Annotated in this window: 19 protein-coding genes and 2 pseudogenes; 11 read left to right on the top strand and 10 right to left on the bottom strand. The window is 60.6% G+C overall.

Translation table 11 applies throughout. The annotated features are described in order from the left end of the window. Nucleotides 1–305 precede the first annotated feature (305 nt). A complete protein-coding gene (locus AWB65_RS16130; protein ID WP_087668107.1) occupies nucleotides 306–1076 on the top strand; it encodes a DUF3047 domain-containing protein in 771 nt (256 codons plus the stop codon). Between the two features lie 200 nt (nucleotides 1077–1276). Here AWB65_RS16130 and bfr read toward each other — a convergent pair whose 3' ends face one another. Beyond that, nucleotides 1277–1753: a bacterioferritin gene (gene bfr / locus AWB65_RS16135; RefSeq protein WP_087668108.1), complete on the bottom strand. Its 477-nt coding sequence runs from the start codon at nucleotides 1751–1753 to the stop codon at nucleotides 1277–1279. Between the two features lie 619 nt (nucleotides 1754–2372). On the opposite strand from bfr, the gene AWB65_RS16140 reads away from it, so the two are divergent. Beyond that, entirely contained in the window at nucleotides 2373–3017 is a 645-nt protein-coding gene (locus AWB65_RS16140; RefSeq protein WP_087668109.1) for a DsbA family oxidoreductase, read from the top strand. Between the two features lie 606 nt (nucleotides 3018–3623). Here the strand turns inward: AWB65_RS16140 and AWB65_RS16145 are convergent. Beyond that, a complete protein-coding gene (locus AWB65_RS16145) occupies nucleotides 3624–4196 on the bottom strand; it encodes a hypothetical protein (RefSeq protein WP_087668110.1) in 573 nt (190 codons plus the stop codon). A gap of 359 nt (nucleotides 4197–4555) precedes the next feature. Between AWB65_RS16145 and AWB65_RS16150 the strand changes: the two genes are divergently transcribed. Together AWB65_RS16150 and AWB65_RS16155 are read left to right on the top strand one after the other, a co-directional pair. Further along, on the top strand, nucleotides 4556–5992 hold the full coding sequence (locus AWB65_RS16150; protein WP_235007641.1) for an MFS transporter: 1437 nt from the start codon (nucleotides 4556–4558) through the stop codon (nucleotides 5990–5992). Further along, the gene (locus AWB65_RS16155; RefSeq protein ID WP_087668112.1) at nucleotides 5989–7755 is read left to right on the top strand and encodes a winged helix-turn-helix domain-containing protein; all 1767 of its coding nucleotides are present in this window, start codon (nucleotides 5989–5991) and stop codon (nucleotides 7753–7755) included. The genes AWB65_RS16150 and AWB65_RS16155 overlap by 4 nt, the downstream gene beginning before the upstream one ends. A gap of 17 nt (nucleotides 7756–7772) precedes the next feature. Here AWB65_RS16155 and AWB65_RS16160 read toward each other — a convergent pair whose 3' ends face one another. Continuing rightward, on the bottom strand, nucleotides 7773–8018 hold the full coding sequence (locus AWB65_RS16160; RefSeq protein ID WP_087668113.1) for a hypothetical protein: 246 nt from the start codon (nucleotides 8016–8018) through the stop codon (nucleotides 7773–7775). Between the two features lie 897 nt (nucleotides 8019–8915). Here AWB65_RS16160 and AWB65_RS16170 point away from each other — a divergent pair. The 4 genes from AWB65_RS16170 to dapA all read left to right on the top strand — a co-directional run bounded on the left by AWB65_RS16170 (nucleotide 8916) and on the right by dapA (nucleotide 13077). Continuing rightward, a complete protein-coding gene (locus tag AWB65_RS16170) occupies nucleotides 8916–9878 on the top strand; it encodes a chromate resistance protein ChrB domain-containing protein (RefSeq protein ID WP_087668115.1) in 963 nt (320 codons plus the stop codon). A gap of 80 nt (nucleotides 9879–9958) precedes the next feature. Continuing rightward, nucleotides 9959–11335: a chromate efflux transporter gene (chrA, locus tag AWB65_RS16175; RefSeq protein WP_087668116.1), complete on the top strand. Its 1377-nt coding sequence runs from the start codon at nucleotides 9959–9961 to the stop codon at nucleotides 11333–11335. A gap of 524 nt (nucleotides 11336–11859) precedes the next feature. Continuing rightward, nucleotides 11860–12195 carry a hypothetical protein gene (locus tag AWB65_RS36960; protein WP_235007643.1) on the top strand — a complete coding sequence of 112 codons (336 nt, stop codon included), beginning with the start codon at nucleotides 11860–11862 and terminating at the stop codon, nucleotides 12193–12195. 9 nt (nucleotides 12196–12204) lie between these two features. Beyond that, the gene (gene dapA / locus AWB65_RS16185) at nucleotides 12205–13077 is read left to right on the top strand and encodes a 4-hydroxy-tetrahydrodipicolinate synthase (RefSeq protein WP_087668117.1); all 873 of its coding nucleotides are present in this window, start codon (nucleotides 12205–12207) and stop codon (nucleotides 13075–13077) included. A gap of 17 nt (nucleotides 13078–13094) precedes the next feature. Here the strand turns inward: dapA and AWB65_RS35625 are convergent, their stop codons facing one another. The 7 genes from AWB65_RS35625 to AWB65_RS16215 form a co-directional block, all read right to left on the bottom strand. Next, nucleotides 13095–13331 carry a hypothetical protein gene (locus tag AWB65_RS35625; RefSeq protein ID WP_235007644.1) on the bottom strand — a complete coding sequence of 79 codons (237 nt, stop codon included), beginning with the start codon at nucleotides 13329–13331 and terminating at the stop codon, nucleotides 13095–13097. Between the two features lie 92 nt (nucleotides 13332–13423). Next, nucleotides 13424–14122: a two-component system response regulator KdpE gene (gene kdpE / locus AWB65_RS16190; protein ID WP_087668118.1), complete on the bottom strand. Its 699-nt coding sequence runs from the start codon at nucleotides 14120–14122 to the stop codon at nucleotides 13424–13426. Next, nucleotides 14119–16911, bottom strand: a complete 2793-nt coding sequence (locus AWB65_RS16195; protein WP_087668119.1) for a DUF4118 domain-containing protein — start codon at nucleotides 16909–16911, stop codon at nucleotides 14119–14121. The genes kdpE and AWB65_RS16195 overlap by 4 nt, the downstream gene beginning before the upstream one ends. Then, nucleotides 16911–17492 (bottom strand): potassium-transporting ATPase subunit KdpC, encoded by a 582-nt coding sequence (kdpC, locus tag AWB65_RS16200; protein WP_087668120.1) that lies wholly within the window; start codon nucleotides 17490–17492, stop codon nucleotides 16911–16913. Before kdpC ends, AWB65_RS16195 begins: the two co-directional genes overlap by 1 nt. A 54-nt stretch (nucleotides 17493–17546) precedes the next feature. Next, nucleotides 17547–19604, bottom strand: coding sequence for a potassium-transporting ATPase subunit KdpB (gene kdpB / locus AWB65_RS16205; RefSeq protein WP_087668152.1), 2058 nt, complete (start codon nucleotides 19602–19604; stop codon nucleotides 17547–17549). Nucleotides 19605–19724: 120 nt separating this feature from the next. Continuing rightward, a complete protein-coding gene (gene kdpA, locus AWB65_RS16210; protein ID WP_087668121.1) occupies nucleotides 19725–21533 on the bottom strand; it encodes a potassium-transporting ATPase subunit KdpA in 1809 nt (602 codons plus the stop codon). Continuing rightward, nucleotides 21530–21625, bottom strand: coding sequence for a potassium-transporting ATPase subunit F (locus AWB65_RS16215; protein WP_087668122.1), 96 nt, complete (start codon nucleotides 21623–21625; stop codon nucleotides 21530–21532). Before AWB65_RS16215 ends, kdpA begins: the two co-directional genes overlap by 4 nt. A 509-nt stretch (nucleotides 21626–22134) precedes the next feature. Here AWB65_RS16215 and AWB65_RS16220 point away from each other — a divergent pair. From AWB65_RS16220 to AWB65_RS35630, 3 genes and pseudogenes are all read left to right on the top strand, one after another. After that, the gene (locus tag AWB65_RS16220; RefSeq protein ID WP_087668123.1) at nucleotides 22135–22419 is read left to right on the top strand and encodes a hypothetical protein; all 285 of its coding nucleotides are present in this window, start codon (nucleotides 22135–22137) and stop codon (nucleotides 22417–22419) included. Between the two features lie 112 nt (nucleotides 22420–22531). Further along, nucleotides 22532–22672: pseudogene (locus AWB65_RS37860) on the top strand (NAD(P)/FAD-dependent oxidoreductase); the annotation flags it as partial. Then, nucleotides 22671–22748: pseudogene (locus AWB65_RS35630) on the top strand (4Fe-4S dicluster domain-containing protein); the annotation flags it as partial. The pseudogenes AWB65_RS37860 and AWB65_RS35630, both read left to right, overlap by 2 nt. Nucleotides 22749–22956 lie beyond the last annotated feature (208 nt).

Genomic DNA, 22956 nt, shown 5'->3' on the forward strand with positions numbered 1-22956 from the left:
ATTCGATGGACGGCCGGAAGCAATGACATCCTCGAGATAACTAGAGAAGCTTGACCGTCGTCGAGATGGCAGCGATAGTCGTTATGCTTAGTCGGTGCTCTCGCTAGAGTGTCGGCTGACTGGCGATCTGCTCGTCGGCGGTTGCGCGTTTTGCCGCTTTTAGGTTACGTTGAGTGTTGAGCTTCCGATTCGCGGGCGGCATTCAGATCAAGAGAAATCAATCTTTGGGTACGAATGCTTTGTCGGATTGTCGCCAACTGAGCCCGCTACAAAGGGTGCAAGCCAAAAGTCGAATGCGACCAGTCATGCGTGTTCTTTCGAACCCTCGAGCAGCGAAAAAAACGGCCCGGATAGGCTGTATCGCCGTGTGCGTTGCGCTTCTTTTGCCGCAACCAGTTCTCCTTGCGCAAGACGAAAAGCCGAGTGTTGCTTTTTCCACGATCGAGCCCGGCGCTTCGCTGCCTGCGGGCTGGAAGAACCTGCCGGTCGTGCACGGCAAGTCCATCACTGCCTACACGCTTGTTCGCGACGGGCACACTACCGTGCTGCAGGCGGACGCGAACGGCTCGGCCTCTGCGCTGATGCACGAGGGTAATATCGATCTATTACGTACACCCGTCGTGGCGTGGCGCTGGAAAGCAGAGAAGCCGATCGAAGGCGCCGACAACCGCGTCGGATCGAAGGAGGACTCGCCAGCGCGACTAGTGTTCTTTTTTGACGGCGACAAGAGCAAACTGTCGCTTTTCGACCGGGCCAAGATGGACTTGGCGAAGCACCTGGGTGGCGAAGAGCTGCCCTATGCCATGCTGATGTACATCTGGTCGACGACTGCCGCGCCAGGCACCGTCATTGCCAACCCTCGCACAGGCCGCGTACAGATGATCGTGGCTTCCGGTCTGCCTGGCGATGCCGGTCAGTGGCAAAGTGTGCGTCGCAATGTCGTACAGGACTATGAGCGGGTCTTTCACGAACCGCCAGGACGAATCACCGCCTACGGGCTTCTGACAGATACCGACAACACCGGTACCACGGCACGCGCATGGTACGGAGACATCCAGTTCCTTCACGGGCCTTGAGAATGCAACGCCGCCGAACGACTAAGTCCGTCGGCGCGACGCCCTTCCGCCGTAAGACGCCAGTCCAAATTACTCTCCCTGCGCCACCGCCCGATGTTTGGCGGCGTAGGTGAACGGGTTCAAGCAGTCATCTGGTACGTTGCGTAGAGTTCTCAGCCGAACGTTCGAAGTCGCCAGCACTTTGGGGCTGCGATTGAGCGTCAACCGGGTGATCCCACGGCCGACTGCTGGTAGTTCTCTATACCGACCTTGTCGATGAGACCGATCTGGATTTCCAGCCAGTCGATATGATCCTCGGTGTCGTCAAGGATCTCGACGAATATCTCCCTGGAAACGAAGTCGCTTACTGATTCACAGTAGACGACCGCCTCCCTGCACTGCGCTTGGGCGGACTGTTCGAGCTTGAGGTCGCACTGAAGCACCTCGAGCGTGTGCTCGCCAATAAGCAGTTTGCCCAGGTCCTGCAAATTAGGCAAACCGTCGAGCATGAAAATGCGCTCAATCAGTTTGTCCGCATGCTTCATCTCCTCGATCGATTCGTCATATTCGTGCTTACCAAGCCCGTCTAGACCCCAGTGTTTATAGAGCCGCGCATGCAAAAAATACTGGTTGACGGCCGTCAGTTCGTTTTTCAGCTCGGCATTCAGATATTCGAGAACTTTTGGATCAGCTTGCATATCATCCTCCCATCTTCTCGCGCGCAGTTACTGAAGGATAGACGGTTACGATAAGTGCAGCGCTAATGCGAGCGCCAATAAAAATCATTTCTTTTCTTAGCCAACAGCCTTCCCTTTAGAAGTCCGGCAGCGCAGCTGCCGATCTTGACCGAGCCGCAAAACTGCGCGACTGGGACTTCCCTTGCTCACGGCGCGACCTGGAAGGCACACTGCTTCCACGAGCGGCAAGTGTTTGGGTCGGCTATTGCCGATAGCCTCCGATGGCACACGGCCATATCACTATTACCTGACATCCGACGGGCTGACGTAGCGCTCAAGGCGGTCCTTAACCCGTCACGCATGCTGGAGCGATCGAGCCTGTCATAGGTCATCCAGAAGAATTACCTGTCCGAGATGCGCGGAGTGTCGATCTAGCATAAGTCGAAGCCGCAAAGCTACTTCTGGGCTCCCATCTGGGGACGATGTCGCGCGCGAAAGCGTCGCTCGTGCACTTCGGCGCGGGAAACAGGCAAAATTGATGGCGCCGCTGAATGGCACGCTCGTGCTCGATGGCTGAAGACTGCACACCACCGCGAATTGAGCTAGCGTGTCGAGTTCTGTCCGACTTTCTGACAACGCCATGTCCCGACCTCTTCAAATCGACTTCGTTTCCGATATCGCCTGCCCGTGGTGCGCCGTGGGCCTGGCATCCCTGCAACGCGCACTGGCGCGCCTCGGCGATGAGATCGATGCGCACATTACGCTGCATCCGTTCGAGCTGAAGCCGGACATGAGTCCACAGGGCGAGCCCATCGTCGACTATCTCGGCCGCAAGTATGGGCGCACCCCCGAGCAGATCAGGGAGGCGCAGGCCGTGATCCGCGAGCGCGGCGCCCGTGAAGGCTTCGCCTTTGGCGAGCGCAATTGGGTCTACAACACGTTCGATGCGCATCGGCTGCTGCACTGGGCGCGCATCGAAGGCAAGCAGTTGCCGCTCAAGGTCGCGCTGTTGGGCGCGTATCACGGCGACGGTAAGGACCCGAGCGATCCGGACGTCCTGATCGAAGCGGCCCGAAGTGTCGGACTCGACGGCAAGACGGCGCGTGAAGTACTGGAGAGCGGCGCGTATGCCGACGAGGTTCGCGCGGAAGAACGCGAATTTCAGCAGCTCGGGATTCAGTCCGTGCCCGCGATCATCTTGGACAGGAAGTTCCTCGTGAGCGGCGGACAACCCTCAGAGGCGTTCGAAGAAGCGATACGGAAGATCATCGGCGAGCAGGCATGAAGGAGGCGCTCGGAGACGGTGTGGATCGCGCGTCGCAGTCGATGGCTTGATTCACCGTGGTATTTGCACTGCATGCACGTTTTGACGCCCCCGCTGGTTGCGCTCGAACTTGCACCCGCGAACCGCCGTGCCTCACCGGTCGGTTCATCGCCTCTCGGGCCGCAGCACGGCTGGAGGGACGAACGTCGCAACGCGCCCCATCGTCCCCTCGTAAACGAGACCAGACACGGTCACAGCGCCAGAGGATTCGGGTTTCCCTTGGGCAACGCGACAGCAACGCGACCGCCCGATAAGGGTATTCGACGCCTGCCCGCCGGCGCCGCCGCACGCTCACAGCAATGTGAATGAGGGCAGGCATCGAATAATCCTTAACGGTTGCACCCAGGTGAGAAGCTGCGTTACAAAGCTGCCGCTGGATTGGGCCAATTCCTTCCAGTGGCAGCTACGGTCGGCAGACGCGTACAGTCGGCTAGCTGAAGACGTTCGTCCAGATCTTGATACAGACGTTCGAACGTCCGTTCTACCCCAAGCAACCAACCGGCGTCCGCGCTCATGTCCATCGACGCTCCCGAGCCGCGATGCCAGCGAGACTCGATTGAGCCGCGATTAACGGTAGCCGTAAATCACGACTTTTTTTCCTTCGAAGCTTTCTTGCACACCTTGCTCGCAATGCGGGGGGCATATTACTTTGCCGTCCGCGCTCGCGCCCGCCACGGTGACCGCTTTGTAGACAACGGATTCGATGAGCGTCCCGTCGGCAGCGACGACGATGTTCAGATCGGTCTCGACGCCGGCCGGGACGGCTCCGCCAGCGGTGTAGATGATTTTCATGGTGCCGGTGCAATCGGCGTTCACCGTGTAGGCACCGATCTGGCTTGGATTGAACGTAACCTGCCCGCCTTTCGGAAGTCCGGCGATCACCCCGAAGTCGGTGCGTGTGAAATGGCCGACGCCGTCGAACGTCACCAGCGCGACGTCATCGAGGATCGACGGCGCCGCATACGGATGCACCTTGCCATCGGGACCTATCAAGCCAAGGATCTCTCCGTGACCGATAAACCCAAACGATCCTCTTAGCGTTTCGTTCGAGCAATGGCCGCCGCCGGCTTGCGCGGCACCACTGAGCGAGAGAAGTGCAACGGCTGTTGCCGATGCAATGCCTAATTTCCTGATCTTCATGGTCGTCTCCTTGCCAGCGAATCCGGCGCGTCATGTCACGGCGTGCAGGTTCTATTGTCTGGATGAATTGGGTTACCAATTTGAAATGAAGTTTGAACGGCAGCAGCGAATCCCTGAGTCCCGATGTTTGTGGAGGAAGTGATAAGAGGGTGAGCGGCGGTGCCCCGGTGTCTGGATGATTGGAGCAACAGCCCACGCTCGGTGTTGAAGCGTTGGTATGGTGCAACGGCGGCTAGCGACAAACAATGGAGACTCCATGAAGAAATCATCAAGGTTTCCGTTAGCGGCGCGCCGAAATGTGCCCTAGTCTTTAACCGTACGACCGTTGTCTCGCGCCGCGTCGTGGTCAGCGCGGCGCGATGAATGACAACGTGCGGAGGCCACGTGATGAACAACGAAAACCCTTCCCTCCTGCCGCGACACGCTCTCCTGCTCTTTATCGGAACAGTCACATACATCGAAGCGCCGATTCTCCACGGCCTTATCGGCTGCATCGTTCAGGAGAGGAGGCGATGACAGCTCGCCAGCGATGGACGATTGTGGTCGCGAGCACGGGCGGCGCGCTGGAAGTCTTCGATTTCGTTATCTATGGCTTCTTTGCCCGAAGCATAGGCGCCGCCTTCTTTCCGACGGGTATCGGCGCGTCCGGCGAGATGCTGTCATTCACGGTGCTTGCAATCGGTTATCTGTCGAGGCCCATCGGCGGGATCGTGTTCGGTCGTCTCGGGGACATTTATGGCCGACGGATTGCTTTCCTCTCGTCCGCGATGATCGCGGCGGTAACAACTTTCCTCATTGGCATGCTTCCGTCTTACCGCGACTGGGGTATCGGGGCCTCCGCTCTTCTCGTGCTGCTGCGACTGGTCCAGGGACTATGCCTGGGTGGCGAACTTCCCGGCGCCGTTGTCTACGCAGTCGAAACGGCGCGTGCAAGGCCGGGCCTTCTCTGCGGCATCGTATTCGTCGCGGTCAATCTCGCGCTATTTGCCGCGACGTGCGTCAGTCTGGCGTTGCAGCGATCACTCACCGCAATACAAATGGACGCGTACGGTTGGCGGATCGGCTTCGTGATCGGCGGCGCGGTAGGACTTCTGAGCTTCGCGATACGCAGACGGCTTGCCGAGTCCGACGAGTACGCGCGCACGATCAACGCGCGGCATCGTGAGTCTTTGAGCGCGCTTTTCCGGTGTCATAGCGTCCGGCTTTTGTCGGGAGCCGGCGTGTGCTTTCTGGTGGGCGCATCGAGCGGGATTTTCATTGCGTACCTGCCGAGTTATCTGCAAGCGATTCATTACGACCAGGCGGAAATCACCCATGCGCAATTGCAGTATTTTCTTGTTGTCGCGCTGTGTATTCTCGTCACGTCGCATATCGGCGATCGCGTGCCACGTCGCTATGTTTTCAGATCGGGGGCGATTCTTACAGCGTTGTTTACGCCCTGGTTCTTCTTCGCAGCCGCGCGACATTCCTTCAGTCTTTCTGCGCTATACGTCATGGCGGGCGTGGTTGCTTCATTTGCCAATGGCACGTTCGCCTGCGAAATCGCCAAGTCGTTTCCGCTGAATGTCCGCTTCAGTTGCGTCGCCACTGCGATGAATCTCGGGCTCGTCACGGCGCTCGGACTCACGCCTCTCGCCGCGCACGTCCTTGAACACAGCTTCCATGCCTCGCCGGCACTCGTCACCGAAGCATGCGCGGTAATCGCCTTCATCGCGTCGTTCGGATTGACGCGTGAACGGCGATACAGCAGCGAGATTGACCAAAACATGCCTTCAGAACTGAGCAAACGCCCATGAACACCCCGACTCCTGCGGGCGCCGATGATATCGAACTCGACACACGACGCTACGAACTTCGTCGAGGCGGCGAACGGATCAAGCTCGAGCGTCTGCCGATGGAATTGCTGATTCTCATGGCATCGGGCAACGGGCAGCTCGTAACGCGCGCGGACATCGTGCGAGCGCTCTGGGGAGCAAGTGCGTACCGCGAGACCGACAACAGCATCAATACGGCCATTCGCAAAATCCGTATCGCGCTCGGCGAAGACCCTGATCACCCGCGCTACCTCATCACGGTCAAAGGTAAGGGCTATCGGGTCGAAGGCATCCGCACCGTGAGCGATCAGGCGCCCGTCGAAGCACGTCCCGCCGCGCCGCTTCGCGTGTTGGTGCTGCCCTTCGAAAACAACAGCGACGATCGCACGCTCGACAGCTTTTGTGCGGCGCTTGCCGATGAAACCTCCGCCAACATCGGCATGCTCGATCCACAGCGAATCCTCGTCATTGCGCGAACCACTGCCGCCCGTTATCAGCGGGCCGACAAGAGCATTGCCCGGATTGCGCATGAACTCGACGTCGACTACGTAATGGAGGGTTCACTGATGCGCGAGGGTGAAAGAGTCCGCGTTCTTGCGCAGTTGATTCGATCCTTCGACCAGGTACAACTGTTGAGTTGCGCACACGAGCCGGTGTCCAATGGGGCGCTGGATATCCAGAAGGAAGTTGGCGCCGCGCTCGCACTGGAAGTGTCGCCGGCCCTCGCCGAGCAGCAGCAACACCGATTGTCCCGCAGGCTGCCCGTCGATCCAGCCGCACACGACGCCTATCTGCGAGGCCGCTATTACTGGACGCGCCGTGTGCATTTCGATGCCGGCTTCGCGGCTCACCACTCGCTGAGTGACGAAGACTTCGTTCGCGCGCACAGCTACTTCGAAACGGCGCTGGAGTTGGACCCGACCTACGCGCTGGGCTATGTGGGCATGTCGAACGTCTTCGGGGCTACGGCGACACACGGTTTTTATCCGCCTTCGCAGGGCTTTCCCAAAGCGCGCGTCGCCGCGCTGCGGGCACTGGAGCTCGATCCAGGTCTTCCCGAGGCGCATCAGGCGCTTGCGGGCGTGCATTACTTCTATGATTGGGACTGGCGCCGCGCCGAGGAGGAATTTCTCGCGGCCTTGCGGCTGAACCCCAGCCACGCGGAAACCAGCCGTCTGTATGCGAGGCTATTGCTCGTGCAAGGAAGAGAGGTCGAAGGTCGCGCTCAGTTCGAATTGGCGGAGAGAGTCGATCCGCTGGGATTCGAAGGTTCACGCGTCTTCGGGCTCGTGCAGTCGGGCCGATACGACGAAGTCATTCGCGAGTATCTGACGTCCGGACATGGGCCGCGCTCGCCGTTGATCTATCAGTTGCTTGCGACTGCACTCGAGGTCCGGGGCCATTACGAAGAAGCCATCGACGCAACCATCGATGCGCTCACGCGATGCAATGAATTCGCGCGAGCCGAGACGATCAGGACGGTGTGGAACTCGGGAGGTTATGACAAGGTTCTCGAATGGTACTTGCAGGATTTATTGGCGAGACGGCGGAACTGCTACGCCTCGCCATTCCTGTTTGCCGAGATCTACGCACGACTCAACAGACCCGACGAAATGTTCCATTGGCTCGACGTTGCGCTCGCGGAGCGCTCGCCGCGCATGTGCGAGCTTCGCACGAATGCGTGGTTTCATCGCTTCCGATCGTTGGGCCGGTTCCGCAACATTGAAAGGCATGTGGGGCACTGATCGTTTGAAACCAGCGTTCAGTGATGACGGAACGTGTCGTTTTTCGAGCGCTCCACGTAGCTGCTCGCAGAGTCAGGATTCGACATCCTGGGCTCCAAGCCAGAAATCGAGCCTGCTCTCGTTTCCGATATGTCTGAAACGCCACCTACGTCTTTCGCAGATTGCATCGTCTGCGCCTGCCCGGTTGATGGTCTGTCTTGCGCCCATGCAAAGCTCGATATCATGAGCGCCGCAAGAATGGATAACATCCGGATCGTGGTCATGTCCGTTCGCTCCAGTAAACGGTTTGAGCACGGCCTTGACGCCGGCCGTGGACTCCCAGAGCGAATAGCGCCGGTGGCGGCTTTATCCTCGCGCTGTGGAATTGAAGATGCGCCCGGCGCTGCATAAGCACCATAGACGGAGAGTGAAGAAATCCTTAAGCAGGGACATCGCAGCTTGGCGCGTTCAATTGTTCAATTCGCTTCGTCGGATGTCGTCGCGTTCGCAACTTCATGGTGCGCTACCGACAGCTCGGTTGCGTCTCACCTGAGCGAGCACGATGGGCCAATAATTAACCGCCGTCCCCTGTGTCAATGGGACGTGCAGAAGGCGGCTCCGCATTCGACACTGGAGCTATGAGTCTAAAGGCTGGATGGCCGTTGAGGGTCCCAGACGCGCCGCTCACGCGGACCGGCGTCAGCGACTGCTTCCACGACAACACTATCGCGATCCTTCCCGTCGGGGTGTTCATTATTTCGTCCGGTGCTTCAACAAAGTGGTCGACGATGCCTGTTGAAGCGCTCCAGTCGATGGTTCGCTGATTGCTCGCGAGTGCGATCGTACACACGGCCCGGCCGCTCTATTGCCGAATCAGCTACCACGCGCCGTTCGGCCCATCGCCTTGCTCGTCCCCAGGCTTTTCCGGCCGTTGTAAGCGTCGACTTTGGTAGGCCACTGTCGTTCACCCTTCGCTGTGTTCGTGATCGTCAAGCTATCGGTCGGCTCATCGTTCGCATCGACAAACAGTGGGGTCGGGACTCCCGTTGCCGGAGCACATACAAAGTCATTCCATGATCGTCGATGCACATGCGGAGCGGGTAAAGGAAATCCTAGGCTGCGTTCAGGTTCAAAGCAAATTCTATTTGTACAGGACGTAACAACGCAGTAGATTCCGTTACATGAAAGAGTTCGCCGATTGGCTGCTTCTTATCCTAACCCTGCCGACAGATAACGCGACGGCGCGCATGCGCTACTGGCGCGCGCTCAAGGCAAAGGGTTGTGCCGTTCTGCGGGATGGCGCGTACTTGCTTCCTCTCACGGCAGACGACGGCATGGCCGAAATGTGCGGGAGCATCGGCCAAGCGGGGGGAACCGCATATTTGGTGCGTTTTGCCAGTGCGGACGAGACACAAGAAGAGGAGTTTCGCGCCCTGTTCGACCGTACCGATGAATATACGAATTTTCGGCGGTCTGTCGAAGTCGTTCAAAGGACGCTCGTCGGGCTGAATCCTGCGGAAATTACCAAGCTCATGCGCAAGACGCGCAAGGAGTTTGAGGCATTGGCGGCCGTTGATTTTTTCCCGAACGAGGCTTCGGTGCGAGCGCGATCGGCATGGGATGAGCTCGTTCAAGCCGCCGACGCGGTGCTATCGCCGGGCGAGCCTCATTCGGGCGAAGGCGACACTCAGCTTTTGAATCGCGCCTCGTTCCAAGGCCGCCTTTGGGCCACCCGCCGACATATGTGGGTCGACCGGGTTGCGAGCGCGTGGCTCATCAAGCGCTTTATCGACGGCGATGCTCGATTCCTGTGGCTAGTTTCACCCGATGCGTGCCCGAAGGATGCCGTTGGATTCGATTTCGACGGCGCGACTTTCTCGCATGTCAACGAGCGAGTGACCTTCGAAGTCCTCGCTGTCAGTTTTGGCATCGATGGTGAGCCCGGCATGACGGGGCTTGCAAACATGGTCCATTCGCTCGACGTTGGTGGCCTTGTCGTGCCCGAAGCCGCCGGCTTCGAGGCAGTCATGACTGGCGCAAGAGAACGAGGCCTGAGCGATGACGAACTGCTCTTCGAAATGGGCCGTGTGCTGGATTTGCTGCTCGCTCATTTCGCCGCAACCGAGAGGCGCAGAGCGAAATGACATCACGGCGGTCCGTGCAATCGCCGCCGTCGTTTCAAAACGCAGTTTTCGCAAGTCAACAAGTCGATCTGGAGCTTTGGATGGAACCCAGCGAACGTGCGCGGGAGGATGCAATCACGCCTGCTCGCGAAGCATCCGTCGAGCCGATCAGCTTCCGACAGGCGCTCTGGTATTGGCTTCGCCTCGGCTTCATCAGCTTCGGCGGGCCAGCCGGACAGATCGCAATCATGCATCAGGATCTCGTCGAGCGGAAACACTGGATTTCTGAGAAGCGGTTCTTGCACGCGTTGAACTATTGCATGGTTCTGCCCGGCCCGGAAGCTCAGCAACTGGCCACCTACATTGGATGGCTGATGCATCGCACTTGGGGCGGCATCGTTGCCGGAGGCCTTTTCATATTGCCTTCGCTTTTCATTCTCATCGCGCTTTCCTGGGTCTACATGGCTTTTGGCAACCTTCCGTCGGTCGCTGGTGTGCTATACGGGATCAAGCCGGCCGTAACCGCGATCGTCATATTCGCTGCCTACCGCATTGGCTCGCGGGCCTTGAAAAACGCATGGTTGTGGACCATCGCGGCGGCGGCCTTCGTGGCGATCTTCGCGGCCAACGTTCCCTTCCCGCTGATTGTCCTGATCGCAGGCGTGGTCGGTCACCTTGGCGGCAAGTATGTTCCGTCCAAGTTCATGGTCGGTGCAGGCCACAAGGCGGACGCCAAGACGCCAGGCCGCGCGATCCTCGACGATGACACGCCGACTCCAAGTCACGCGCTTTTCACATGGAAGCGGTTCGCATCCGTGCTGACGGTCTTCCTTCTGATCTGGTTCGCCGTGATCGGAGCGTTGATCGCGACGTTCGACTGGGCCGGGACGCTCACGCAGATGGCGTGGTTCTTCACGAAGGCGGCGCTGCTCACGTTCGGCGGGGCTTACGCTGTGCTCCCGTACGTCTACCAGGGAGCCGTCGACAACTATCATTGGCTGACAGGGCCCCAGATGATCGACGGTCTGGCGCTCGGGGAAACGACGCCTGGACCGCTCATCATGGTCGTATCATTCGTAGGATTCGCGGGCGGATGGACGAAAGCAGTGTTCGGTCCCGACGCGCTACTCGTTTCTGCGATCGCCGCCTCCGTGGTCGTAACCTTCTTCACCTTCCTGCCGTCGTTCCTATTCATTCTGCTCGGAGGACCGTTCATTGAGACGACTCATAACAACCTCAAATTCACCGCGCCGCTGACGGGGATCACGGCTGCGGTCGTAGGCGTCATCGTCAATCTCGCTGTGTTCTTTGCGCTTCACGTGCTATGGCCACGTGGGCTGCACGATGGTTTTGACTGGCCGTCGCTGCTGATCGGATTGGGGGCGGGCGTCGCGCTTTTCAGATTCAAGGTTGGTGTGATACCGGTGGTGTTGGCGTGCGGTTTTGTCGGTCTGGCTTTGCGGTTTGTCCTCGCATGAATTCGGACGAAGGGGTACGTCAAAACAATGACTACGCCGATGATGGATGTCCGGAAAACGAATGCGTGTGCGTCAGGGATTCGTGTTGGCACGGGTGAATAAGGGGTTCTGTTCCGTCCCACGGAAAGTCATGAACGATCTGAACTCGTAAGCCTCGACTCCATCACCTTTCGTCGTCGATTAGATCGGCCTCTCATCCTTGCGCGCTCGACGCTCTGGCACATCGAAAGCAGTGAACAGTTGGCACACGGCATGCGCGTCCCCGCAAGCGTGAAGTTCCTCGCGGAAATGATGGTCGCAGAAGCGCTGCGCCACATCATCAAGCAAGTGAGGCGGGAGGCAAGCGGTCACGAGCAGTTATCGCATCCCCCGCGCGATTATCGTGGGTCCGGGGTACGGTACCGGCGCATCTGCGCAACTCCTCCGGACGACTTCAATACAACCGGTTCCGATCTTTTTACTCGGCGTTTACGAACATTCGCATAAGCTTGTAGTCAGCCAAATATCACGGAGCACACGGCAAAATGAACCTGGCTTTCATACAAAACAAGCGGCGCAGTACGATCGATCTCCCCAATCGGCACGACAACGTGCCCGCGCTTCCATCGCAGCGCGTGCTTGTTTCGGCCGCAGTCTATAGCGAACAGGACGAGGCATCACGCGAGCGCATCAGGCGGCTGTTTCACTCGCCGCTCGGTGTCTACGTCAGCCACGCATCGCGTAACCAAAGTGAGCTGCGCCTCGAGTTCGATGTCGCCACCGAAGATATCGAATTTACGCTTCGGACGCTCAAGAAGGTGCTCCCCGAAGCCGTGATCGAAGAAATTCGGCCACGTGTCTTTGAACGTCGCGAGCACTGAGGAGCAGGGATGTATTCAGCAATCTGGCTGCCTATCGTCACTCCGTTTCGAAACGGCCAAGTCGATGTCGATGCACTGCAACGCCTCGCCGATCATTGCCTGCGCACGGAAATCAGTGGCTTCGTCGCGCTTGGCACGACCGGCGAAGCGGCGCTGCTTGACCATCACGAACGTATGACGGTACTGCAGGCGCTGTTTGAAGTCGTCGGCACCCGGTTGCCGATCGTCGTCGGCGTCGGCGGCATCAACACGAGCGAGATGGTTCGAGACGTGCAGCAATTCGATCACTGGGACAGCGGCGGCTACCTGGTCTCGGCACCCGCCTATATCTGTCCCGATCAGCGCGGAATTCAATGGCATTTCGAAGAAGTGGCGCGCGCCACCGATCGCCCTATCGTGCTCTACGACGTTCCCCACCGTACCGGCGTCTCCATTGCGTCCGACACGGTTAAGCGACTCGTCGAATGCAGCAATATCGTGGCGATCAAGGCCTGCGCCCGCGAGACTTTCCGTGCACTGGGCGCCCTGCCGATCAGCATGTTGTGCGGCAGCGACGAGATGTTCGTCGACTGTCTGGAGGCCGGTGGCACAGGTGGAATTCTGGCGAGTGCGCATCTATTCGCCGACGCGTTCGTGGACATCCAGGCGAGTTTCGCCGCGGGACGAATTGAAGAAGCACGCGCGCAACTCGAGCGCCTGGTACCGACCATCAAGCTTTTGTTCTCAGCGCCCAATCCTGCAGCGATCAAGGCGGCACTCGCGATCACCGGGCACATCGATGGTGAGACACGTATGCCAATTTGCGCGGCTTCGAGCGCGTTGATGGAGCAACTCAGGGCGGCGCTCGCGTCACGCGTCGCAGTGGTTGGCGCTATCGCCTGATGCGCACATGCGCCCGTTCACGCGGGCCTGCGAAGCGGGTCGCGCAGAGGATGCGCGAGTTCGCGCGAAGCCTGAACACAACCGTCGATGATTTCGTCAAAATCGCGCTCGTCGAGCCGCGTTGACAACATTTCTAAGCGGCGCTTCCATATCTCTTCGGAGCCTTGACGTCCGATCTGCTGAAATGGAAGCGTTACGCGGGCGAGACCCATCGTGCGGAGGGCCTTGGCGCTGCTGGTCACAGCGCCGAGCACTCACTCTGTCTGAACTATCACACCAGCGCTTCACTGCATGCATCAGGCGATTCGACGAAGTTGCGAAGCAGATTGGCCGGTTATTGCGCTGCTTATTGCGCTCCCACCAGCCGATACCCAACGCCAGTTTCGGTGACGATATGCACCGGCTGTGCGGGATCGCTCTCGAGCTTCTGTCGCAGATGCCCCATATAGACCCGCAGATAATGCTGGTTTTCGGCTTGCATCGGTCCCCAGACCTCGCGTAGCAGTTGCTGATGAGTCAGCACCCGCCCCGCATGGCGTACGAGCGTCGTGAGCAACCGGTACTCGATCGGTGTCAGGTGGACGGCAACGCCATCGCGCGTGACACGGCGTGCCGCCATATCAACCGCGATCTTGCCGAAGCATACCCGCGGTGTTTCCTGTTCACCGCCGCGATTACGGCGCCGCAACTGTGCCCGAATCCGCGCAAGGAGTTCCGACACGCCGAAGGGCTTGGTCAGAAAATCGTCCGCACCGGCGTCGAGCGCCGCGACCTTGGTCTCTTCGTGCGTGCGCGCCGACAACACGATCACCGGCTGACTGCTCCAATTCCGCAACTCGCGGATAACGTCGATCCCGTCGGCATCCGGCAGGCCCAGGTCCACGACGATCAGATCCGGCTTGCGTGTGGCCGCTTCGCGCAGACCTTGCTGCCCGGTCTCCGCCTCGATCACATTCATTCCCTGGGCTTCCAGCGTGGCACGCACGAAGCGCCGGATTTGTTTATCGTCTTCGATCATGACGACGGTCACAGTCGGTTCGCTCATGATTGATCCGCTATGGAAGCAGACGGCGTCTCGGTGTCCCCGTCGGGAAGCGCCTCTACGGGCGGCGGCTCATTGGCGGGCAAGGTGAAACAAAAGCGAGCCCCAATCACGTGCCCTTCTCCATCCACGCGGTTCTCCACGCCGATCTTGCCGCCATGCGCCTCGACGATCGCCCGGCAAATCGCGAGGCCCAGGCCGATGCCCGGTTTCGCCGACTCCTTTTCGCCGCGCGTGAATTTGTCAAAGAGTCGCGGCTCCATGCCTGAAGGAACCCCCGGACCGTTGTCCTCCACGCATACGCGGACAAACTTCTGATCAGCGTGGCGTTCGACCACCGCGTCGATGACGAGCGCTGTGCCCCGTGGCGTGTATTTCGCTGCGTTCTCGAAGAGATTCGCGAAGAGCCGCTCCATGAGGACCGCGTCCAACTGCACGAGCGGCAGTTCCGGCGGAACGCGGACTTTCACCGGATGTCCGTCGAGCGTGCGGCGGCAAACCGCAAGCGCGGCGCCCACCACCTCTTCGAGCATCGACCATTGCCGGTTCAGGCGTATCGCCCCAGCCTCCAGACGCGCCATATCGAGCAGATTCGTCACCAGACCGCTCATGCGCAGCGCTTCTTCGTGGATCGCCGAAATCAGTTCCTGAGTCGAATCGCTGGCATCGACCGTCGGTTGCTGCCGTTCGGAAAGCACCGACGCGAAGCCGACGATCGACGTGAGCGGTGTGCGCAGGTCATGGGAGATCGCCGACAGCAGCGAGTTGCGCAAGCGCTCGGACTCCATGCTGACCAGCGCATCCTGGGCGATTTCCACGTAGTGAACACGTTCAAGCGCCAAAGCAATTTGCGCGGCGAACGTGTCGATCATGCGCTGCTGCTCGGGAACGGCAAGCTCCGCGGGCCGGCCGGTCACGATGGCGAGCACGCCGCGAGTGCGCATCGGCGCCTTTAGCGGCAAGTACAACGCTTCGGTCGCGGGCAACGTGTCGGTGCCCCGTCCTGCGGGCTTTTGCTGGTCATATACCCATTGCGCGATATCGAGGTCGAGGCTCGCGGCATCGAGCGTGACTTGCGGATTGGGCTCGTCGACCTTCTGCCGGACTTTTTCGGCGCTGTCGGGAAGCAGGATCGCGACCTTTGCCTGAAAAACCTCCCCCACATGGCGGCTGCCGATCTCGATGATCTGCTGCGTCGTCAACGCGGCGCCCAGCTCACGCGTCATCGCATACATCGCGCCGGTGCGCCGTTCGCGCAGCGACGCGATGTGAGCCTGCCGCCGCAGGTTCGATGTCAGGTGACTGATCGTGAGCGATGTCATCAGCATCACGACGAAGGTCAACAGATACTGCGTGTCCGATACCGAGAACGAGAGTTGCGGTGGTACAAAGAAGAAATCGAATGCAGCGACGCTCAGAAACGACAGCAGAACGCCCGGACCCCGCCCCAGACGAACGGCTGCGAAGATGACGCCCAGCAGATACAGCATGACCAGGTTCGTGACGGCGATCTGAAGATGAGACAACGCGCTCGCGAGCACGGTAATCGCCGCTCCGATCGCGAGGGCATACAGGTAAGCGTTGGGCCGGGATCGGGCTTCTGCGCCCGCGTCGGCGAAGTTCAGGATGCCCTGGCGCGTGCCGCGCCCCTCTTGCGTGAGGCTTGCACCAACAAGCGTCACGTCGATCTCGGCCGCGCATCGCACGAGATGTTCTCCGACTGACCGTGCAAAGATTCGCTGCCAACCATGAGTCGCCGACGCGCCAGCCACGAGCTTCGCGACATTGCGCATCCGCGCGTAGGCGACCAGCGTCCGGGCAGCATCCGTGCCGTCGAGCGTGACGGTTTCAGCACCGAGTTCGGACGCGAGCTTGAGCGCATCGAGCGTGCGCTTGCGCATCCCGTCAGAAAGCCGCTGAAGATTGGGCGTCTCGACATAGACTGCCAGCCAGTCCGCCTTGAGACTGGCTGCGAGGCGCGCCGCCGCGCGCACCAGCGCCGCGCTCTCCGGCCCAGGACCGACGCACACCATAAGCCGCTCGCGCGCCTGCCAAATCCGGTCGATCGACTGGTCCGCGCGATACTCCCGCATTTGTGCGTCGACGCGATCGGCCGTGCGGCGCAGCGCCAGTTCGCGCAGCGCAATCAGGTTGCCCTTGCGAAAGAAATTGCGCACCGCACGTTCGGCCTGCTGCGGCAGATAAACCTTGCCTTCGCGCAGTCGCTCAAGCAGTTCCTCGGCGGGCAGATCGACCAGAGTGACTTCGTCAGCAAGATCGAACACGCGGTCGGGAACGGTTTCCCACACGCGGATGCCCGTGATCCGCCCGACGATGTCGTTCAGGCTCTCCAGATGCTGGACGTTGACGGTCGTGTACACATCGATGCCCGAGTCCAGCAACTCGTACACGTCCTGCCATCGCTTAACGTGCCGGGCGCCCTGCACGTTGGAGTGCGCGAGTTCGTCGACGAGAATCAGTTGCGGCTTGCGCGCGAGGGCCGCGTCGACGTCGAACTCGGCGAGCTTGCGGTTGCGATATTCGATGTGCGCCGGCGGCAGTACGTCGAGACCGTCGAGCAACGCAAGCGTTTCCCTGCGTCCATGCGTCTCGACGATCCCCGCCACGACGTCGATGCCCTCGTCCAGTCGCCGGCGTGCGGCCTGCAACATCGCGAACGTCTTGCCGACCCCCGCCGATGCACCGAAGAAAATCTTCAGCCGGCCGCGCTGACGCTTCTCTTCGTCGCGCTGGATCTTTTCGAGCAGTTCATCCGGATCGGGGCGGTCCATCACTGCGCGGGCTTCAGCTCATCGAGCGCGAGGTTGAGCTTCAGCACGTTTACGCGCGCTTCGCCCAGCACGCCGAACTGGCGGCCGCTCGTATTGCGCTGCACGAGGGCGTCGACGTCGTTGCGCGACAGCTTGCGCGCCTTCGCGACACGATCGATCTGATACGCAGCCGCTGCCGGGCTGATCTCCGGGTCGAGCCCGCTGCCCGAGGACGTAGCCAGATCGACCGGCACGGGTGCGGTATTCGACGGATCGGCGTCGTGCAGTGCGGCAAGACGGCCCTTCACTTCGTCGGCGAGTGCCGGGTTGGTCGGCCCGAGGTTCGAGCCGCTCGACGCCTGTGCGTTATACGGATTGGGCGCCGTGGCGGACAGGCGTCCCCAGAAGTATCGCGGCGCGTCGAACTGCTGGCCGATCAGCTCGGAGCCAAGCGCCTTGCCGTCCTTCACGATCAGGCTGCCGCTCGCCTGACCGGGGAAAGCCGCGCGGCCGATCGCGGTGACCACGACCGGATACAGACCGCCGGTGATGACCGTCATTGCGGCGAACAGCACCAGCACGGGACGAATGATATTTTTCATGATGGTTGACTCTAGGGTTGATTCTTCGTTTGAAGCGATTCACTCGATAGGTTTTCAGGCCCAGCCGAAGCCCGTCAGAACCATGTCGATCAGCTTGATGAACGGGAACGGAAGCAATATCCCGCCAAGGCCATAAACCAGCAGATTGCGCCGCAAGAGAGCCGCTGCACCCAATGCGCGATACTTGACGCCCTTCAGCGCCAGCGGAATCAGGAACACGATGATGAGCGCATTGAAGATCACCGCCGAGAGAATCGCGGAAGCGGGCGAGGTCAGATGCATTACGTCGAGTACGCGCAGTTGCGGATACGTCGTGGCGAACGCGGCCGGGATGATCGCGAAATATTTCGCTACGTCATTCGCAATCGAGAAGGTAGTGAGCGAGCCACGGGTCATCAGCATCTGCTTGCCGATCTCGACGATCTCGATCAGCTTGGTCGGATTCGAATCGAGGTCGACCATGTTGCCGGCCTCTTTCGCCGCTTGTGTGCCGGAGTTCATCGCGACCGCGACGTCTGCCTGCGCGAGCGCTGGCGCGTCGTTGGTGCCGTCGCCCGTCATCGCGACCAGGCGCCCTTCGGACTGATGCCCGCGGATCGTCGCAAGCTTGGCTTCCGGCGTTGCTTCGGCAAGGTAATCATCGACGCCCGCTTCGGCCGCGATCGCCGCAGCCGTCAGCCGGTTGTCGCCCGTCACCATCACGGTCTTGATGCCCATCTTGCGCAGTTCGGCAAAGCGCTCCTTGATGCCGCCCTTCACGATGTCCTTCAATTCGATGACACCCAGCACGCGCGCAACGTCGCCCTGCTTCTCGGCGACCACGAGCGGCGTGCTGCCGCGCCGCGCGACGCTGTCGACGGCGGTCTGGACTTCCTGCGGATAACGTCCGCCATGCGTCTCCACGTACTGCTTCACCGAATTCGCCGCGCCCTTGCGGATTTCGTGATCCGGCATGTCGACACCGCTCATGCGCGTCTGCGCGCTAAAGCTCAGGAAGGTCGCGTGCAGCATCGCCATGTCGCGCTGGCGAATGTTGAAGCGCTGCTTGGCGAGCACCACGATGCTGCGGCCTTCAGGCGTTTCGTCCGCGAGCGACGCGAGTTGTGCGGCATCCGCGAGGTCGTGTTCCGACAGGCCCGGCGCCGGCACGAACGCCGACGCCTGACGGTTGCCCAGCGTGATGGTGCCGGTCTTGTCGAGCAGCAACACGTCGACGTCGCCCGCCGCTTCGACCGCACGGCCGGAAGTGGCAATCACGTTCGCCTGCATCATCCGGCTCATGCCCGCGACACCGATCGCCGAAAGCAAGCCGCCGATGGTCGTCGGGATCAGGCAGACGAGCAGCGCGACGAGCGCGGTGATCGTCACGACGTGGCCGGACTTCATCGCCTCGACCGAGAACATCGAGAATGGCAGGAGCGTCGCGGTGGCGAACAGCAGCACCAGCGTGAGCGCGACGAGCAGGATCGTGAGTGCGATCTCGTTCGGCGTCTTCTGGCGCTTCGCGCCTTCGACCATCGCGATCATGCGGTCGAGGAACGCCTCGCCCGGATTGACCGTCACGCGCATCACGATCCAGTCCGAGAGCACACGCGTGCCGCCCGTGACCGCGGAGAAGTCGCCACCCGACTCGCGGATCACCGGCGCGGACTCACCCGTGATCGCCGATTCGTCGACCGATGCGACGCCTTCGATCACATCGCCGTCGGCGGGAATCACATCGCCTGTTTCGACGAGCACGACATCGCCCTTGCGCAAGTCCGTCGACGCCAGGATCTGAACCGGCGACTTGGGATGGGGCTGATTCAGCTTTTTCGCCACCACGTTGTGCTTCGCGCTTCTGAGCGACGCAGCCTGTGCCTTCGAACGGCCCTCGGCAAGCGCCTCGGCGAAGTTCGCGAACAGCACCGTGAACCACAGCCACAGCGCGACCGCGAGAATGAACCCCGAGGGCGCCTCGGCCTGACCCGCGAGTGCGGCGAACCACAGGACCGTGGTGAGAATGCTGCCGACATACACGCAGAACATGACCGGATTGCGCAGCTGCGTGCGCGGCGTGAGCTTCCTGAACGAGTCGACGATCGCCGGCTTGACGATCTGCGGATCGAACATCGAGCGCGCTGCCGAGCGCGTATGGATGCCCGGCTCCGGCGCCTTCTCGGGCGCCTTGTTCGGAGAATTGACGGGCGGTTTGACAATAGTAGACATGCTTTCCTCTGAATCAGTGACCGCTTATTTGCCGGAAATCATCTGGAGATGCTCGACCACCGGCCCGAGCGCGAGCGCCGGCACGTAGGTCAGTGCACCGACCAGCACGACGGTGCCGAGCAACAGCACGACAAAGAGCGGACCGTGCGTCGGCAATGTGCCGGCGGTGACCGCGATCCGTTTCTTGGCCGCGAGCGCGCCTGCAATGGCGAGCACGGGAATAAGCGAACCGAAGCGGCCGAACCACATCGCGATGGCGAGCGTTACGTTGTAGAACGGCGTGCTGACGGTCAGACCCGCGAACGCGCTGCCGTTGTTGTTCGCCGCCGAGCTGTAGGCATAGAGAACCTCCGAGAATCCATGCGCGCCAGGATTCAGAATCCCCGCAGTGCCGGCCGTGGTCAGCACGCCAAGCGACGCACCGACCAGCACCAGAAATGGCGTGAGCAGCACCACGATAGCGACCATCTTCATCTCGTACGATTCAATCTTCTTGCCGACATATTCCGGCGTGCGCCCGATCATCAAGCCGGCGACGAACACCGCGAGCAGCGCGAACACCAGCATGCCGTAGAGGCCCGAGCCGACGCCGCCGAAGATCACCTCGCCCAACTGGATCAGCAGGAGCGGCACGAAGCCGCCCAACGGCGTGAGCGAGTCGTGCATGTTGTTGACCGCACCGCAGGATGCCGAGGTCGTAGCGACGCTGAAGATGCCTGACTGGGCGATGCCGAAGCGCGTTTCCTTGCCTTCCGCGTTGCCGCCAGCCTGAAGAGGCGAAGCGGTCTGATCGACGTGCAGCGATGCGAAGAGCGGATTGCCAGCCTGCTCCGCCGAGATCTCGCCCCAGCATGCGACGGCAAACGCGATCGTCATCGCGGCAAGCACGGCATAACCCTGCCGCCTGTCGCCGACCATGCGGCCGAACACCACACACAGCGCCGCCGGGATGACCAGCATCGCAATCATTTGAGCGAAGTTGGAGAACGGCGTCGGGTTTTCGAGCGGATGCGCGGAATTGGCGTTGAAGAATCCACCGCCGTTGGTGCCGAGCATCTTGATCGCTTCCTGCGATGCAACCGGGCCCATCGCGATCGTCTGCTTGTCGGCCTTGTTGTCCTGCATGACCGGATTGCCCTTCGCGTCCTTGACCGGATTGCCCTGGGCGTCGGTCTTCGGCGTCTGATAGGTCGTGACCTGCAGCGTCGCGACGTCCTTGTACGGCTCGAAGTTCTGGATCACGCCCTGGCTCACAAACACCAGCGCAAAAACGACGGCCAGCGGAGCAAGGATGTACAGCGTGATACGCGTGAGATCGACCCAGAAGTTGCCGATGGTCGTCGCGGTATGACGCGCGAAGCCCCGGATCAATGCAACAACGACCGCAATGCCAGTCGCGGCCGACAGGAAGTTCTGAACAGTCAAGCCCAGCATCTGTGCAAGGTAACCGAGCGTGCTTTCGCCGCCGTAGTCCTGCCAGTTCGTGTTGGTCACGAAGCTCACTGCAGTGTTAAACGCTGCGTCCGGCGTCATCGCGCCAAGCGCTTGCGGGTTGAGCGGCAACCATTGCTGCACGCGCAGCAGTGCATAGAGCGCGAGCGTGCCGACTGCGCTGAAGGCGAGCACCGCGAGTGCGTAGTGCTTCCACGACATTTCCACGTCGGGATCGACACCGGCGAGCTTGTAGAGCACCGCCTCGACCGGCCGGCCAATCCGGCGCACGACCACCGACGAGCCGTCCATTACGCCCGTGATATAGCGGCCTAACGGGATTGCCAGCGCAATCAATACGACGATGAATAAGCCGGTCTGAAACAGATTATTGGCGTTCATTCCAGGTCCTCCGCACGCAGCAGTGCGTACACGAGGTAAACAAACAAAAGAAGCGTCGAGGCACCCGCGAGCACCAGCATCCAGGCGGTCATGGACGGCCTCCCGGAGCACGGCGCAGCTTGGCGCAGCCAGCAGTCAGTGCCACGCACAGGCCGAAGAACACGGCGATGCCGGCAACGTAAAGTAAGTCCATTCTTATGAGCTCCCGTAGCGAATTCGGACGAACTGAAGCGTACTCAAATCCCCGTAAAAGCCCGGCTAAGAGTTGATCTCCCCGTATAAAGAAGTTGTAAACGCCCGTCAACTTCGATGGCGAGATGGGTGCTATCGGGGAAGTGGTCGCAAGGGGGCGCCGAGGCATAGCCGTGTCGTAATAGCCGCGGTCTTATCGGCGCGCTTCACTGGCCTGCCAGAGCGCCCCCGTGGTTCGTACTTACGTCAGCATTACGCGGCGGGGATATCTTTTTTCATCGTTTTTACGTTGGACGTCCTAGACTCGTCGGTGTGTTCAACAGCATGCCGCCTTCTCCCAATGCGGCGCTCTCATCAAATGGCCTTGGCCCAGACTCTCCAAACCCGCTCGTTGCGCCGTAACCGATCCATGCCCGTCAACGATGCGTGCGTCAAGATTCCCCATCCACATTTGACTTCAACGTTGCAACTTCTCGTGACACTGCCCGGCACGTCCTCATTGAACGCCATGCGCGCGTTGCGCCGCGCGTTGGGGGCTGCACTGCGCATATACGTGGTGAAGATCGATCGTGCGCGCACCACAATCACGCTTCAGATCGAGACGACACGCTCCGCGTTGACCGACGTCATCGGGTCACTTGCCGCAGGCTTGCCGGAAGCAACCGTCGGCCGGGTAAGAGCGAACGCGTTCTAGCAGTGTCCCATCGACAGACACCCCGTCCGGGACCGTGCCACGTCAGGGCACAATTGCCAGCAACGCGCCCTCCTGTATCACCTGGACAACAATCAGGCGGCGGTCGGCGTCTCCGGGCGGTGTCCTCATCAGCGACAACGCGGGCTTTCTGAATGCGTCGCGGATCAAGGGCAGCCATAGCGCGATCAAGTCCAGCATGTTCGCCGGCGAAGCGGCATTCGATGCCATCCGTACCGACCGCTGGCGCGACGAACGTGAAGGACCCCACGCAGAACATCGTATGGGTCACGCCCGAAGGCAGCGGCGGGCCGAGCTATTCGAACATGTGATTGCGAAGACGCCTTGTTGCGTCGCATTGCTTCATTGCTCATGCAAACTTCGATCGCTCCGAGAGAGTGCGCGAGTTCCTGCGCTATTGCGTCCATGACACAACGCCTCGACAACGCTCAATGCGGACCGTCTTTCCACCGTCATCTGGGTGAACGCAACAGCGGGCGACTGGCGCCTTCCCTCTCCTCGAGAGGGGGGACCCGGCAG

Source organism: Caballeronia humi (assembly GCF_001544475.1).
GTDB classification, from domain to species: domain Bacteria; phylum Pseudomonadota; class Gammaproteobacteria; order Burkholderiales; family Burkholderiaceae; genus Caballeronia; species Caballeronia humi.

What these genes read in the sequence shown, in the direction of transcription:
- dapA (WP_087668117.1), top strand. Translation starts at nt 12,205, where the DNA reads ATGTATTCAGCAATCTGGCTGCCTATCGTCACTCCGTTTCGAAACGGC.
- AWB65_RS16195 (WP_087668119.1), bottom strand. Translation starts at nt 16,911, where the DNA reads ATGGACCGCCCCGATCCGGATGAACTGCTCGAAAAGATCCAGCGCGAC.
- AWB65_RS16145 (WP_087668110.1), bottom strand. Translation starts at nt 4,196, where the DNA reads ATGAAGATCAGGAAATTAGGCATTGCATCGGCAACAGCCGTTGCACTT.
- kdpA (WP_087668121.1), bottom strand. Translation starts at nt 21,533, where the DNA reads ATGAACGCCAATAATCTGTTTCAGACCGGCTTATTCATCGTCGTATTG.
- kdpB (WP_087668152.1), bottom strand. Translation starts at nt 19,604, where the DNA reads ATGTTCGATCCGCAGATCGTCAAGCCGGCGATCGTCGACTCGTTCAGG.
- bfr (WP_087668108.1), bottom strand. Translation starts at nt 1,753, where the DNA reads ATGCAAGCTGATCCAAAAGTTCTCGAATATCTGAATGCCGAGCTGAAA.
- chrA (WP_087668116.1), top strand. Translation starts at nt 9,959, where the DNA reads ATGGAACCCAGCGAACGTGCGCGGGAGGATGCAATCACGCCTGCTCGC.
- AWB65_RS36960 (WP_235007643.1), top strand. Translation starts at nt 11,860, where the DNA reads ATGAACCTGGCTTTCATACAAAACAAGCGGCGCAGTACGATCGATCTC.
- AWB65_RS16170 (WP_087668115.1), top strand. Translation starts at nt 8,916, where the DNA reads ATGAAAGAGTTCGCCGATTGGCTGCTTCTTATCCTAACCCTGCCGACA.
- AWB65_RS16140 (WP_087668109.1), top strand. Translation starts at nt 2,373, where the DNA reads ATGTCCCGACCTCTTCAAATCGACTTCGTTTCCGATATCGCCTGCCCG.
- AWB65_RS16215 (WP_087668122.1), bottom strand. Translation starts at nt 21,625, where the DNA reads ATGACCGCCTGGATGCTGGTGCTCGCGGGTGCCTCGACGCTTCTTTTG.
- AWB65_RS16160 (WP_087668113.1), bottom strand. Translation starts at nt 8,018, where the DNA reads ATGACCACGATCCGGATGTTATCCATTCTTGCGGCGCTCATGATATCG.
- kdpC (WP_087668120.1), bottom strand. Translation starts at nt 17,492, where the DNA reads ATGAAAAATATCATTCGTCCCGTGCTGGTGCTGTTCGCCGCAATGACG.
- kdpE (WP_087668118.1), bottom strand. Translation starts at nt 14,122, where the DNA reads ATGAGCGAACCGACTGTGACCGTCGTCATGATCGAAGACGATAAACAA.
- AWB65_RS16150 (WP_235007641.1), top strand. Translation starts at nt 4,556, where the DNA reads ATGAATGACAACGTGCGGAGGCCACGTGATGAACAACGAAAACCCTTC.
- AWB65_RS16155 (WP_087668112.1), top strand. Translation starts at nt 5,989, where the DNA reads ATGAACACCCCGACTCCTGCGGGCGCCGATGATATCGAACTCGACACA.
- AWB65_RS16130 (WP_087668107.1), top strand. Translation starts at nt 306, where the DNA reads ATGCGTGTTCTTTCGAACCCTCGAGCAGCGAAAAAAACGGCCCGGATA.
- AWB65_RS16220 (WP_087668123.1), top strand. Translation starts at nt 22,135, where the DNA reads ATGCCCGTCAACGATGCGTGCGTCAAGATTCCCCATCCACATTTGACT.